The sequence below is a fragment of the Pseudomonas tohonis genome, assembly GCF_012767755.2.
GTDB lineage: Bacteria > Pseudomonadota > Gammaproteobacteria > Pseudomonadales > Pseudomonadaceae > Metapseudomonas > Metapseudomonas tohonis.
This window is the reverse complement of record NZ_AP023189.1, coordinates 4427853-4441967: the sequence shown is the minus strand read 5'-3', so window position 1 is coordinate 4441967 and position 14115 is coordinate 4427853. Positions and strand designations below refer to the sequence as shown.

Sequence of the window (14115 nt, the reverse complement as noted above, 5' to 3'; positions counted from 1 at the left end):
ACCGCGCCTGGGATCAGAAGCGGGTGGTGAGGCTGACGCCGACGGTGCGCGGGTCGCCGTAGGTGATCACGTACTGGCCGCTGCCGACGGCGCCGTTGGGGCGGCCGTGGACCTGGTAGCGGCGGTCGGTGAGGTTGTTGACGAAGCCGGTGACGCTGATCTTCTCGTCATGGTTGAACCAGGTCAGGCGGGCGTTGGCCAGGGTGTAGTGGGGCTGGCTCAAGGTGCTGTCGACGCTGCTCTGGCGGTCGGCCAGGAAGTATTCCTTGCCGCGGTAGCTGACGTCGCCACCGGCCACCAGCTTGCCGCCGACTTCCAGCGGGAAGGTGTAGTCGGCGCCCAGGGAGATGACCTGCTCGGGCGAACGCACGAAGCGGTTGCCGCTGTAGTCGGCGGTGACCACGCCGGTGTTGGGGTTGACGTTCTTGAAGTCGGTGTACTCGGTGTCCAGGTGCGAGAGGGCGGCACGCAGGTGCAGGAACTCGGTGGGCTGGGCTTCCAGTTCCAGTTCCGCGCCCTTGACCTCGCCGGCGGCGCCGTTGGTCAGGGCGGTGGTGAGGATGCCGTTGTTGACGGTGAGCAGGTTCACCTGGATGTCGCTGTAGTCGTAGTAGAAGACGTTGGCGTTGGCGGTGAGGCGGCCGTCCAGCCACTCCGATTTCAGCCCCAGTTCGTAGGCATCCAGTTCTTCCGGGTCCACCGTGGTCAGGCCGGAGAGGCCGCCGGACAGGCCGGTGTTGAAGCCGCCGGAGCGGAAGCCGTGGGCGTAGCGGAAGAACACCCGCAGGTTGTCGTTGATGCGGTATTCCGGAGTCAGGTCGTAGGTCCACGCGTCCCAGGTCTTGTCCTTCTCGCTGGTGCCGTTGTTGTCGGCGCCGGCGATGGGGGCACCGCTGGCCAGGCGCTGGGTGAGGGTCAGGTCGATGTCCTTCTTCTCCTTGGTCCAGCGCAGGCCGCCGGTCACGCTGAACTTCTCGGTGAAGTCGTAGGTGACGTTGCCGAACAGCGCGACGCTGTCGGTCTTGTGGGTGTAGGCCAGGTCGCGGTACACGGTGCCGGTCTGGTTGCTGCCGGTGCCGTTCGGGGTGGTCCCCGGGCGCACGTAGCGCAGGGCGTCGCTGTCGAGCTTCTCGTGGAAGTAGTGGGCGCCGGCCAGCCATCGCAGGGCATCTTCCTGGGGCGAGGCGAGGCGGAATTCCTGGCTGTACTGGTTGTACTCGTTGTCGACGTCGCTGACGCCGTTGACCTCGTAGGGGGTGTAGTCGGCGTCGGTGAGGGCCTGGTTGCGAATGCTGTCGTAGGCGCTGATGGAGGTCAGCTTGTAGCCGCCCAGGTCCCAGTTCAGGGTCAGCGAGGTGCCGTCGTGGTCGAGCTTGTAGTCCTCGTCGACGTTGAGCTGGATCTTGCTGCCATGGGGGCGCACGTAGCCGACGTTGTAGTAGCGGCCCACCGGCAACGAGCCGTTGCTGCCGTCGCCCTTGTGCTCGCGGCTGTGGATCTTCCACAGGGCTTCCAGGTCCGGGGTCAGCTGGGCGAGGAACTGCAGGCGCACGGCCTTCTTGTTCACGTCACCGTAGGTGTGGTCGTTGGTGAGGTTCTTGGTGAAGCCGTCGCGTTCCTCGGAGTAGACCGCCACGCGCGCCGCCAGGCGCTCGTCCACCAGGGCGCCGCCGATGGCGCCGTTGAGGATGCGTTCGTTCTTGCTGCCGAAGCCAATGGTGCCGTAGCCGTCGGTGTCGAAATCAGGCTTCTTCGAGATGATGTTCACGGCGCCCGCGGTGGTGTTCTTGCCGTACAGGGTGCCCTGCGGGCCGCGCAGGATCTCGATGCGCTCCAGGTCGTAGAGCGGGCCGCCACCGGCGATGGGCGCGTTGAGGTAGACGTCGTCGGCATAGATGCCGACCGGGAATACGGTGGCGGCGCCGGTGTCGCCGGTGCCCAGGCCGCGGATGTACCAGCGCGGACGACCGTCGCCGTCGGGGTTCTTGGCGGCGGCGTTGGGCACGAAGGTGGTGATGTCGCCGATGGCGCGCACGCCGTCGGCGGTGATGTTGGTGCCGTTCACCGCCGAGACGGTGGTGGGCGTTTCCTGCAGGGTTTCCTCGCGGTGCTGGGCGGTGACGGTGACCGTCTTCAGCGCGGTGGTGGGCTGCGCCTTGGCGGCGTCTTCGGCCTTCTTCGCATCGGTCCGCTCGGCGGCGACCAGCGCACCGCTGGCGGTCAGCAACAGGGCCAGCCATATGCCCCGGGTAATCGGATTGGGTGTGTGCATGTTCTCTCCCCTTTTATATGTAAGGCACGGGTCGCCAAGTGGGCGTTCGCAAGGCGTGCCATGAATAAGCAAAAGGGGAGGAGCAGGAGTCGTGCCAGCCTTTCGGTGGGCTTGTCGGATATTTTCTTAAATTCGCAAATAATTGATTTAAAAGGAATTTATTAATATTGGCGGCGCGTTATTGCAACAACTAAGGGCGCGCGGGAGTTGGCCGGATGCAAGGCCGGCAGAAGGGCATTCACGTGTGCGTAATTGGCAGCAGGAAGTTGCTGGGAAGTTGCTGCTGGGGAAGCAGTCGCCCGGGCATTGCTGCCCGGGCAACAGGGCTCAGACGGCGACCCGGGAGGTGGAGCCGATGACCTTCTCCAGCACGCTGAAATCGATCCAGTCGCGCACGTCGAAACGCCGGGGGATGAAGTCCCAGCGATGGAGGAAGTCGGTGAAGTCCTGCAGGGCCGCGATCGAGCGTTCGTCGAGGGTGGTGCGCAGGCGGCGGTGGGCATCCTCGCCGTAGGCGGTGGCGACCCAGTACTCGCTGGTGTTGAGCTCGCGGGCGAGGAAGCGCCGGGTCTCGTCCGGGTTGGCCCAGGCCCATTGCTCGGTGCGCAGCACGGTGTCGACGATGCGCACCGAGGCATCGAAATGCTCGTGCAGCAGGTGGGTGTCCACCGTCAGGGTCCGCGGCGTGCCGTTGTTGGAGCGGATCAGCGGGTCGGGGTGCGAGCCGGTGTCGACCACCACCTGCAGGCCGAACTCGTTGGCCAGGTGGGCCGCGTGGGCGCCCTTGAGGAAGATGGCGTCGATGTCACCCCGCAACAGGCCGATCAGCTCGTTGTTGCGGCGCCGGATGCGGTCCACCCCGAGGCTCACTTCGGCGCCGTACAGGTGGTGCTTCTGCTCGTCGCTGTAGGTGCCGCCGTAGGGGTAGTCCACCAGCTCGACGTCGCGCACGGAGAGCCCTTCCAGGCGCAGGGCGTTCTCCAGGCCGCGCAGGGCCTGGGCGCGGGTGAAGTCGATCTGCACGTTGGCCCACTTGGGCAGGCCGAAACGGCGGTTCTTCAGGTCGCGCACGCTTCTCACGCCGGATTCCGGGGTGGTGAGGATCAGCTGCACCTCGTCGCTCCACGACAGCCCCAGCACGCGGGTCTCCACGCCGCTGGCGTAGGCCCAGATGGCCGGGATGTTGCCGCCGTGGCGTACCGAGTTGCGCAGGTGGTGGTCGTAGTGGGCTTCGCGTACCTCGCGTTCGCTGGATTCACGCAGCGACTGGATGCTGGTGCCGTAGGGGCGGAAGGCCTCGGCCAGGCGGCCGGACTGCACCGCGATGCCGAGCCCGGTGGGAACCGGGCTGTGGGTGTACCAGAGGGTATCGAGTGGCTTGCTCATAAGTGGCTCGGTTGAAGTCAGTAGAGCCCGGCCGATCAGCCTGCCAGCGCAGCGGCTGCGCGCAGGGAGTCCAGCGGTCGGGTATCGATCCAGTCACGCACCTCGAACAGCTGCGGGATGAAGCCCCAGCGGTGCAGGAACGCGGTGAAGTCCTGCAGCGCGGCGATGGCCTGCTCGTCCAGCTCGGTGCGCAGGCGGCGGTGGGCGTCCTCGCCGTAGGCCACCGTCACCCAGTACTCGCTGCTGTTGGTCTCGCGGGCGAGGTAGCGGCGGGTGTCGTCGGGGTGGGCGTGGGCCCATTGCTCGGCGCGCAGCACCGCGTCGAGGATGCCGGCGGCGGCTTGCGGGTGCTGTTCCAGCAGGTGGGCGTCGACCGTGAGGGTGCGCGGCGTGCCGTTGTTCGAGCGCACCAGCGGCTCGGGGTGCGAGCCGGTGTCGATCACCGTGCGCAGGCCGAAGTCATGGGCCAGCTGGGCGGCGCTGGCGCCCTTGAGGAAGATGGCATCCACCTCGCCCCGCAGCAGGCCGACCAGCTCGGCGTTGCGCCCTTCGGCGCGGCGCGAACTCACCGGGGTGCCGGCCACGGCCTGTACCGGCTCGTCGCTGAAGGTGCCGCCGTAGCGGTAGTCCACGCGCTCCACGTCGGCCACTTCGAGGCCGTCCAGGCGCAGGGCGTTCTCCAGGCCGCGCAGGGCCTGGGCGCGGGTGAAGTCGATCTGCGCGCCGTGCCAGTCGGGCAGGCCGAAGCGGCGGCCCTTGAGGTCCTTGACGCTTTTGATGCCGCTGTCCGGGCGGGTGAGGATCAGCTGCACCTCGTCCGCCCAGGACAGGCCGATGACGCGGGTGTCGCGGCCCTGGGAGCGGGCCCAGATGGCGGGGATGTTGCCGCCGTGACGCACCGAGTTCTGCAGGCTGTGGTCGAAGTGCGATTCGCGCACCGCCTGCTCGCTGGATTCGCGCAGCGACTGGATGCGCGTGCCCTGGCCGGCCAGGGTCTGTTCCAGCCAGCCTTTCTGCACGGCGATGCCGAGCCCGGTGGGGACCGGACAGCGGGTGTACCAGAGGGTTTCGAGTTGGCTCATGGTCGGTCTCCTCAGGCGCTTTGCTTGAGATCGGCGGCCGGGCTCGCCGCCGAGCGCTGATGCACCAGGGGCAGCACTTCCTGGCCGATGCGCAGGGCTTCTTCCAGGTGCGGGTTGCCGGCGAGGATGAAGGTGGAGAAGCCGGCGTCGCGGTACTCCACCAGGCGCTCGGCGATGTTCTCGTGGCTGCCCACCAGGCCCACGGTCGGGCCGGGCTTGGCCTTGGCGAAGCCGGCCCAGAGGTTGGGGCCGAGGATCAGGTCGTCGAAGCGGTCGATGTTCTGGTGGTAGGCGGTCTGGCGCGCGCCACCCACGGAGTCCGAGCCGCTGGTGAAGTTCTTCACCAGGGAGCTGGGCTTGCCTTCGAGGCGGTCGAACTGGGCGCGCAGGTCGCGCCAGGCGGCTTCCTCGGTCTCGCGGGCGAAGAGGTCGACGCGCAGGCCGAAGCGCACGCTGCGGCCCTGCTTGTCGGCCAGCTCGCGCACGCGGTCGATGTGCGGCTTGAGCTTGTCCACCGGCTCGGCCCAGTTGAGGTAGACGTCGGCGTGGCGCGCGGCCACCTCCAGCGCGGCGTCGGAGAAGCCGGAGAAGTACACCCCGGGCTTGCGCTCGTCATGCAGGCCGGGCGGCAGCGCGCCGTTCTCCAGCTGGTAGATGTCGCCGTCGTAGGAGAAGCGCTCGTTCTCCCAGAGGCCCTTGATGATGTCGAGGAACTCGCCGGTGCGCTTGTAGCGCAGGTCGTGCTCGAGGAAGTCGCCATTGGCGCGCTGGCTGGCCGGGTTGCCGCCGGTGATGATGTTCCACTCCAGGCGGCCACGGCTGAGGTTCTGCAGGATGGCGGCCTGCTGGGCGGCGTAGGCGGGCAGGGTCCAGGTGGCCTGGAAGGCGATGAGGAACTTGATGCGGCGGGTCTCCCGCGCCAGGGCCGAGGCCACCACCCACGGCTCGGGGCCGGTGGGCAGCAGCGCGCCCTCGAAGCCGGCCAGCTCGGCGGCCTTGGCCACCTGGGCGATGTAGTCGATGTAGCCGAAACCGTCGGGCTCGCCGTTGGGCAGGCGGCCGGGGGCGATATTGCCCGGGCGGTACGCGTGGCTGCCACGGTTGTGCTTGTCGGTGGACAGCTGCGGTCCGTCGGTGCCCAGCGGCAGGCGCCAGAAGAATTCAGTGCTCATATTCGCTCCTGATGAGGTGGCCGTGGTTCCCGCCAGGGCCGGCGAGCCACGCTGCCAGGTGCGAGTGCAACGGCCATGCCACGGCTCGCCGGCAGGGCTGCGGGCCAGGTGGGGCAAGGCCTGCGAGGAGAGGGCGCGAGAGGCCGGGCGGGCGGGGTGCGTCTCCAGCAACACCCTGCCAGCAGCCGGCTGCTGGGGGCGCAACAGAATCGCCGGTGGCGGGCCTGCGGGGGGCGAGCCGACCGCCGCCAGGCCTTGCGCATCAAGGGCTTGGTGGAGTCGGCACAAGTCCTGCTCTGCACCGCTACGACCGCGCATCGCGGCGGCAACGGAGCTTCGTTGCGTGACCCCCTTGAAGGACGATCCCATGACCCAGACCAGCAGCACCCTCGGCAGCGCCATCCTTGACCAGGTCGAGCAGGCCAAGCGCGATTTCGCCAAGGCCTTCCGCGTACTCCAGGACACCCGCACCCTGACCGCCACCAACACCCTGCAGGCCTACCTGCGCGTACCCGGGACGGACCTGGTGATCGCCCTGCGCGCACCGTCGCCCTGGGACGACGAGCCGGCCATCCGCGCCTCGGTGGTGAGCTACGACGGCGTCGTCCACCTCGACGAGACCCTGGGCGGCGCCCAGACCCTGAGCGAGAGCCGCGAGGCCGGCAGCGGCAAGCGCTACGCCCAGGTGCTGCGCGAGCGCGCCGAGGTGAACGTGGTGATCCACGTGCACACGCCCTACCTGGGTGGCTGGGCCGGTACGCACCGCGTGCTGCCGCTGCGCTACGCCGCCTCGCAACGGGTGACCCTGGCCCGCGAGCTGCCGGTGTACATCGACCGTCGCCAGCCGGAGCCGGCGTTCATCGTCGAGACCATCGAGGCCAACCCGCACACGCCGGGGCTGCTGGAGGCCAACGGCGGGGCGACCTTCTGGGGCACCGGCATCCTCCAGGTGGCCAAGCTGGTCCTGCTGGTGGAAGAGGGCGCCTACTTCCAGGCGCTGGCGGAAAACCTCGGCGGCTCCAGGGAGTTCGGCCCCGGCGTGCTGGAGCAGCAATGGAAGATGACCGGCCTATGGGCCGAAGGGCAGAAGCTGCTGGGCGAAGTGGCCTGAAACGGCGCCGGCTAAGGGGCGGGTGACGCTGGCGCGGTGGGCGGCAGCGTCGCCGCGCCGATGGATTCGCTGAACTCGGTGTCGATGAGCACCGTGCGCACCTTGTAGCTGTCGAACTTGCGCGCCTTCACCGGCACCGAGAAGCGCCACGCCTGGCCACCCTCGATGCCCTTGGCGCGGAAGGTCTCGGTGTCCACCAGCTTGCCGCCCTCGTAGATGTCGAACACCAGGGTGACGGTGGAGAACGACTTCTCGGTGGTGTTGGCGGCAGTGCCGTTGATGTAGCTGTCGTGCCCGGAGCGGGTGAGGGCGAGGTTGCGCACCTTCACGTCATCGGCGAGGGCGCACAGCGGCACGAGGGCCAGCAGGGCGAGGCAGGTTTTACGCAACATGGCGAACGACTCGAGGCCTTAACCCGCCGTTGATACATCGGCGCGAAAACCTTGTCGACTACCGCTCGGCGCCGCGTAATCCGAGGCGTACGGCGCCGATCTGTAGGGGCGAATTCATTGAGTCACCGCTGTGGCGTTCAGGACCGCAAGGCAGAGATCCTGTGGGGACATGCGCAAAAGATCGAGTGTGTTCATGGCGTGTTCGGGTGAATGCCTGTCTGGGCGATTTCACGCGGCTTGTACCCGCTCTGCGGGGCGACGCTGCGCGCCGCTTGGCGACTGAAGTCGCCCCTACAGGGATCTGTGTTGTTGTAGGGGCGAATTCATTCGCCCGCTTTGGTGGGGCAAAACGCGGATGGGTTGGGGCGTCGGACGTGACACAGCATGGGTTTCGCTTCGCTCTTCCCATCCTACGGGCGTGCCACCACAGGATTTCGGAGAGGGTGGCTGTGGGAGCGAATTCATTCGCGATGCGTTGTTCGCCTGGTTCAGGCCACGCTCAGGGTCACACTCACCCGCCGTCCCAGCGCGGTGGCGATGTTCACCAGGGCGTCCAGCGAGAAGCGCGAGATACGCCCGCGTAGCAGGTCGTTGATCCGTGGCTGCGTGACGCCGCAACGGGCAGCCGCTTCTGCCTGCTTCCAGGCGCTGTCTTCGATGATGGCGGCGATCTGCTGCATCAACTCTGCACGTGCACGCAGGTTGGCGGCCTGCTCGGGGGTGTCGGCGATGGCATCCCACACGCTGTCGAAGCTTTCGATTTCGCTCATTTCAAACCTCGCATGAGTTCCTGGTAACGGGCCTTGGCCAGTTCGATGTCGCGCCTGGATGTGGCCTGGGTTTTCTTCTGGAAGGCGTGCAGAACCCAGATGGCGTCGGCTACCCGGGTGGTGTAGATCACCCGATAGGCCCCGGATTCGTCCCTGATCCGAATCTCTTCCACGCCGGTTCCGATGCTCGGCATTGGCTTGAAATCCGTTGGCATGCAGCCGCGTTGCAATAGGTCCAGTTGGTAGCCTGCGTCCTGCTTGGCGCTACTGGGAAAGTCGCGCAGGCATTTCAGGGCATCGCCCAGAAAGCGTAGTGGTTTCATTGTCGAAAATATACTGATTTGGATATATTTTTCCGGAAGGCTAGCGGTGCACCCGCTTCCCTCGGGGCCAATACGATGGCTTACCGCTGGAGCTTGTAGGGCTGCAAGGCGAGAGGGCTGTGGGGATTTTCGGAGCGGCTAGTGAGCGTAAGCGCGGAGCATGATCCGGCCTGCTGTCGCTACGTAGGGGCGAATTCATTCGCCCGTTTTTGGGGGCAAAACGCGGATGGGCTGGGTCGTCGTACGGGGGCACAGCATGGGTTTCGCTTCGCTCGCGGAACGCCGCCCGACCCATCCTACGGGCGCGCCACCACGGGGTTTTTGAGATTGGAGTGTGGGAGCGAATTCATTCGCGATGCGTTGCCACCGGCCGATCACGGAGGTTCCCGCGACGTAGGGTGGACCCCGCTTTATCGGTCCACCTTTCGTATTTGCCGGCCACTCCTTTTCGCGGTTGAAACCGCTCCCACGGCCGTGGTTTGCGCGATGTGCATCACCCCTCCGCGCCGGCCTTTTCCAGGATGGTGTCGATGGAGGCGCTGGTCTCGGCGCTGCGCAGGTAGGTCTGGTAGAGGGCGGCGTAGGCGCCGTTCTGGTCGATGAGTTGGGTGTGGGGGCCGAGTTCGACGAGCTGGCCGTTGCGGATCACGGCGATGCGGTCGGCGTCGCGGATGGTGGCCAGGCGGTGGGCGATGATGATCGCCGTGCGGCCTTCGCAGAGGCGGCGCAGGGCGCGCTGGATGCGCCGCTCGGTGTGCACGTCCACCGCCGAGGTGGCTTCGTCGAGGACCAGCACCGCCGGGTCGGCGAGGTAGGCGCGGACCAGGCACACCAGCTGGCGCTGGCCGTGGCTGAGGTGGGCACCGAGGGGGCCGACTTCGCTGTGGTACTGGTGCGGCAGCCGTTCGAGCACCTCGTCGGCGCCCAGTTCGCGGGCGGCGGCGATCAGTTCGGCGTCGCTGGCGGCGGGGGCGGCCAGGCGCAGGTTGTCGAGGATGCTGCCGCTGAACAGCACGTTGTCCTGCAGCACCACGGCGACGCGGCGGCGCAACGCGTGCTGGGCGACGTCGCGCACGTCCACGCCGTCGATACGCACGGCACCGCCCTGTACGTCGTAGAAGCGCGTGAGCAGTTGCACCAGGGTGCTCTTGCCGTGGCCCGAGGGGCCGACGATGGCCAGCACCTCGCCGGCCTGGATGTGCAGGTCCAGGTCGAGGATCACCGGGTGCGCGGCCCTGGGGTCGTAGGCGAAGCGCACGGCCTCGAAGCGCACCTCGCCACGGGCGTCGGGCAGGGTCTGCGGTGCGTGGCGGTCGGTGATCTCCGGCGCCGTGTCGAGCAGCAGGAAGATTTGCTGCGCCGAGGCGGAGCCGGTGGCGTAGCGCTCGAAGAGGTCCGACAGCTCCTGCAGCGGGCCGAGGAACATCATCACGTAGAACAGGCTTTCCGCCACCTGGCCGACGCTCACCGTGCCGTTGGCCAGGCCGTGGCCGCCCACCAGCAGCAGCGCCGCCATGCCGCCGGCTGCGAGCAGCGCGGTGAAGGGGGCGAACCAGCCGGAGCGCAGGCTGCCGCGGATCAGCGCCTGGTTGAAGTCCAGCAGCAGGCGCCGGTAGCGCGCGCGGTTGGGCGCCTCCTGCACGCATTGCTGGATCATCCGCGCGCCGCTGACGCTCTCCACCAGGTGCGCGGTGAAGCGGCTGCGGTTCTCCGCCACCCGCGCCCAGTTGCGCTGGGAGATGCGCTTGAAGGCCCAGGTGGCGGCGAACAGCAGGGGCACGGTGCCCACCAGGGCGAGGAAGAACAGCGGCGAGATCAGCCACAGCAGCACGCCGGCCACGCCACAGCGCAGCAGGGCGCCGAGCAGCTCCGGCGGGCCCTGGATCAGCAGCGGTTCGAGGCTGTCCACGTCGCGGTCGGCGCGGGAGATGATGCGCCCGGCCTTGGTCCGGTCGAAGTAGCCGACGCTCAGTGCCTGGACGTGGGCGAACACGCGCACGCGCAGGTCGTTGAGCACACGGATGGCGGCGCTGCCGGCGATGAACTGCGACAGCCCGGCGAGCAGGAAGCGCCCCAGCCAGCTGGCCGCCAGGCCGAGGCCGAGCAGCAGCACCAGGCGCTCGTCCAGCAGCCAGTGGTCGCCTTGCGGCACCAACCCGTGGTCGAGCAGTTCGCGCACGAACAGCGGCCGCAGGAACACGGTGAACACCAGCACCACCTCCAGGGCGATCACCGTGAGGATGGCTCCGCGTATCGGCCGCAGCAGCGGCAGCAGGCGGTGCAGCATGCCGCGATCCAGTGCCTGGCGGGCGAGCATTTCCTCGATCTCGATGTCCGAGAGCGCCTTGCCCGGTAGTGGGTTAGCCATGGTCGATCCCCAGCAGGTCGCGGTAGACGGGGTTGTGTTGCAGCAGCTCGGCGTGGGTGCCGGCGTCGGCGATGGCGCCCTGGTCGAGCAGCAGCACGCGGTCGGCGAGGAGGATGGTGGAGAGCCGGCTGGAGATGACCAGCAGCGTGGTGCCGCGCAGGTCGCGGATGTTGCCCAGCACGCGGCGCTCGCTGATGGCGTCGAGGGCGCTGGTGGCGTCGTCGAGGCAGAGGATGTCCGGCTGGCCGAGCAGTGCGCGGGCCAGGTTGAGGCGCTGGCGCTGGCCGCCGGAGAGGGTCACCCCGCGATCGCCCAGGGCGGTGTCCAGGCCCCGGGGCAGGCGCTCCAGCACGTCGTCGGCGGCGGCCAGGTGCAGGGCCTGGAGCAGCTCGGTATCGCTGGCCCCGGGCGCGGCCAGGCGCAGGTTGGCCGCCAGGGTGTCGGAGAACAGGAAGCTTTCCTGGGGCACCACGTGCACGCGGCGGCGCAGCTGGGCCAGGTCGAGCTGGCGCACGTCCTGCCAGGTGCTGGCGTCGGAGCCCAGCAGCAGGCGCCCGGCGCTGACGTCCACCAGGCGCGGTAGCAGGCTGGCCAGCAGGCTCTTGCCGGTGCCGGTGGCGCCGACCAGGGCGACGACCTCGCCCGGTTCGATGCGCAGCGTGCAGGCGCGGAGGATCTCGCGGCCCCCATCGGGGGCGCTGACGCCGACCGCCTCCAGCCTGAGTCCCAGCGGGCCTGCGGGCAGGGGCGCGGTGCCGCTGCGGATGGCCGGCTGCTCGTCGAGCAACTGCCAGATGCGCTCGGCGGAGGAGCGGGCGTCGGCGAAGGTCTGCATGACCCGGCCGATACCTTCGATGCGGAACACCAGGGTGGTGGCGATCAGCAGCGAGGTGACCAGCTCGCCGATGCCGATGCGCCCGTCGGCCACCAGGTGCGCGCCGTAGACCAGGATCCACACGTGGCCGAGGGCGACCACCGCCTGGGGCAAGGGGATGCGTGAGGCGGCGTAGGCGAGGGCGGTGCGGGCATGCTCGGCGAACAGGCCGACCTGGCTGGCGAAGCCCTGGATGCGGCTGGCCTCCAGGGCGAAGGACTTGATCACGCGGACGCCGCCGATGCCCTCGGCGAGGTCCTGGGCGACGCGGTCGTAGGCCGCGCCCACGGCGCGGTCGAGGCTCACCAGGCGTTCGGTCTGCACCACGAAGATGGCCAGCCCCAGCACCGTGAGCAGCAGCGGCACCAGGCCCAGCAAGGGGTGGTACCAGCCCAGCAGGCCGACGGCGGCGAGCACCACCAGCGGGGTTTCCACCAACTGGCGCCAGAAGCTGATCAGCGCGTCGCGCACCTTGTCGGCGTCGCGGGTGGTGCGGGTGACCATCTCGCCCATGCCGTGCTGCCAGTGGTAGCCCAGGTGCAGGCCCTGGACCTGGCCGAGGATGCGCTCGCGCAGGCGTGTCAGCAGTTCCTGGCTGAGGATCAGCGAGAGCACGCCGGCGGCGTACTGCAGCACGCCCCGGCCCAGGGCGACGCCGACGATCAGGGCGACCCAGTACCAGCCGAGCGAAGCGTCGAGGCTGCCGTCGGCCTGGCGCACCACGGCACGGCCGGCGCTGACGTCGTTGACCGCGTGCCCCACCAGCCATTGCTGCCAGGCCAGGCCCAGGTTGACGGCGATGAACAGGGACGCGGTGAGGGCGAAGCGCCAGGGCATCTCGCGGTAGATGGCCAGGCAGCGGAGCAGGGGGTGGCGGTGGGGCATCGATGGGGCTCGTGGTGGGAGGTGGGCGTGGGGGCAGCGGGCGGGCGAGGGCGGGTGGCACCCGCCCGGGGGGATGGGCGGGCCTTACAGCTCGTCCTTGTAGATCACCCCGCCCTTCATCACCCACTGCACCTTCTCCAGCACCTTGATGTCGGCGAGGGGGTCGTCCTTCACGGCGATGATGTCGGCGTAGCGGCCGGCCTCGATGCTGCCGATGCTGTCGCTGGCCTCCAGCCACTTGGCCGGGGTGATGGTGGCGGCCTGGATGGCCTGCAGGGGCGTGAGGCCGGCTTCCACCAGGAAGTGGAACTCCACCGCGTTGGTGCCGTGCGGGGTGATGGGCGCATCGGTGCCGTAGATGATCGGGATGCCGGCCTTGATGGCCTTGGCGATGTTCTGCCGGTGGATGGTGCCGGTCTGCTTGAGGATCGCCAGGGTGTAGGGGCTGGCGCCGGCCTCGATGGCGTGGTCCAGGGCCAGGCCGCCGATGGCCAGGGTAGGCACGATGGGGATGTTCTTCTGCTTGAGCAGCTTCAGGCCTTCGTCGTCCACCAGTGAGGCGTGCTCAATGGTGTCGGCGCCCAGCTGTGCGGCGAGGCGGATGCCATCGGCGCCGTGGGCGTGCACCGCGACCTTCTTGCGGTAGCGGTGGGCGGTGTCGATCACCGACTTCAGTTCCTCTTCGCTGAACTGGGTGACGCGCGGGTCGGTGCCGCTCATGAAGCCGCCGGTGATGCACACCTTGATGAAGTCGGCACCGTACTTGAACTGCTGGCGCACCTTGCGCTCGAAGGCGTCCGCGCCATTGGCCACGCCGGCGCCGTCCTTGTCGTCCTCGGGGGTGGTGGGCTGGCCGGAGCAGTGGCCGCCGGTGGTGGTGAGCAGGGTGCCGGCGTCGTAGATGCGCGGGCCGGGGATGTCGCCTTCGTTGATGGCGTCGCGCAGGGCGATACCGGTGAAGGCGCGGCCGCCCATGTTGCGCAGGGTGGTGAAGCCGGCCTTGAGGGTATCCAGCGCCTGCTTGGCGCCTGCCAGGGCGCCACGGGCGGTGCCGAAGCGCGGGCCGAAGCCGCCGAGGTGCACGTGGGAGTCGATCAGCCCGGGCAGCAGGGTGCTGGCGCCGAGGTCGACGACGCGGGCGTCGCTGGGGATCACGACGTCGGGGCCGACGGCCTTGATCTTCTCGCCTTCGATCAGCACCACCGGGTCCTTGACCACCTTGCCGCTGGTGACGTCGATCAGGCGTGCGGCCTTGAGCGCGACGAGCTGCGGCGGCTGGGCGGGCGCGGCGGCCTTGGGGGCCTCGGCGGCGAGGGCGAAGGGGGCGGCGCCGAGCAGCAGCGCGGTGCCGGAAGCGAGGGCCAGGCGGTTGCCCTGGCGGATGACGCGAGCGAGTGAGGGGGTCATTTTCCTGATCCGTAAAAAGCCCGCACGCCCTGGCATGAACAGGGCGCCGGGAACTGGAACGCGGGGGTGGGAA

At 68.6% G+C, this 14115-nt stretch carries 11 protein-coding genes; 1 reads left to right on the top strand and 10 read right to left on the bottom strand.

The features are described from left to right. Positions 1-13: 13 nt before the first annotated feature. The 4 genes from HSX14_RS20070 to HSX14_RS20055 form a co-directional block, all read right to left on the bottom strand. The gene (locus tag HSX14_RS20070) at positions 14-2272 is read right to left on the bottom strand and encodes a TonB-dependent receptor (protein ID WP_173179983.1); all 2259 of its coding nucleotides are present in this window, start codon (positions 2270-2272) and stop codon (positions 14-16) included. Positions 2273-2599: 327 nt separating this feature from the next. Next, complete coding sequence (locus HSX14_RS20065) at positions 2600-3658, bottom strand: aliphatic sulfonate ABC transporter substrate-binding protein (protein WP_173179985.1); 1059 nt, start codon at positions 3656-3658, stop codon at positions 2600-2602. A gap of 35 nt (positions 3659-3693) precedes the next feature. After that, positions 3694-4740, bottom strand: coding sequence for an ABC transporter substrate-binding protein (locus HSX14_RS20060; protein WP_173179987.1), 1047 nt, complete (start codon positions 4738-4740; stop codon positions 3694-3696). Positions 4741-4751: 11 nt separating this feature from the next. Further along, the gene (locus HSX14_RS20055) at positions 4752-5912 is read right to left on the bottom strand and encodes an LLM class flavin-dependent oxidoreductase (RefSeq protein ID WP_173179989.1); all 1161 of its coding nucleotides are present in this window, start codon (positions 5910-5912) and stop codon (positions 4752-4754) included. A gap of 367 nt (positions 5913-6279) precedes the next feature. On the opposite strand from HSX14_RS20055, the gene HSX14_RS20050 reads away from it, so the two are divergent. Then, positions 6280-7023, top strand: a complete 744-nt coding sequence (locus tag HSX14_RS20050) for a class II aldolase/adducin family protein (RefSeq protein ID WP_111264345.1) — start codon at positions 6280-6282, stop codon at positions 7021-7023. Positions 7024-7034: 11 nt separating this feature from the next. On the opposite strand, the gene HSX14_RS20045 is transcribed toward HSX14_RS20050, so the two are convergent. The 6 genes from HSX14_RS20045 to HSX14_RS20020 all read right to left on the bottom strand — a co-directional run bounded on the left by HSX14_RS20045 (position 7035) and on the right by HSX14_RS20020 (position 14042). Continuing rightward, positions 7035-7415 carry an FxLYD domain-containing protein gene (locus HSX14_RS20045; RefSeq protein ID WP_173179991.1) on the bottom strand — a complete coding sequence of 127 codons (381 nt, stop codon included), beginning with the start codon at positions 7413-7415 and terminating at the stop codon, positions 7035-7037. 488 nt (positions 7416-7903) lie between these two features. After that, a complete protein-coding gene (locus tag HSX14_RS20040) occupies positions 7904-8185 on the bottom strand; it encodes a helix-turn-helix domain-containing protein (RefSeq protein WP_173179993.1) in 282 nt (93 codons plus the stop codon). Next, the gene (locus HSX14_RS20035) at positions 8182-8508 is read right to left on the bottom strand and encodes a type II toxin-antitoxin system RelE/ParE family toxin (RefSeq protein ID WP_173179995.1); all 327 of its coding nucleotides are present in this window, start codon (positions 8506-8508) and stop codon (positions 8182-8184) included. The genes HSX14_RS20040 and HSX14_RS20035 overlap by 4 nt, the downstream gene beginning before the upstream one ends. A 493-nt stretch (positions 8509-9001) precedes the next feature. After that, positions 9002-10876 carry an ABC transporter ATP-binding protein gene (locus HSX14_RS20030; protein ID WP_173179997.1) on the bottom strand — a complete coding sequence of 625 codons (1875 nt, stop codon included), beginning with the start codon at positions 10874-10876 and terminating at the stop codon, positions 9002-9004. After that, positions 10869-12635, bottom strand: coding sequence for an ABC transporter ATP-binding protein (locus HSX14_RS20025; protein ID WP_173179999.1), 1767 nt, complete (start codon positions 12633-12635; stop codon positions 10869-10871). Before HSX14_RS20025 ends, HSX14_RS20030 begins: the two co-directional genes overlap by 8 nt. Positions 12636-12719: 84 nt before the next feature. After that, complete coding sequence (locus tag HSX14_RS20020; RefSeq protein ID WP_173180001.1) at positions 12720-14042, bottom strand: metal-dependent hydrolase family protein; 1323 nt, start codon at positions 14040-14042, stop codon at positions 12720-12722. Positions 14043-14115 lie beyond the last annotated feature (73 nt).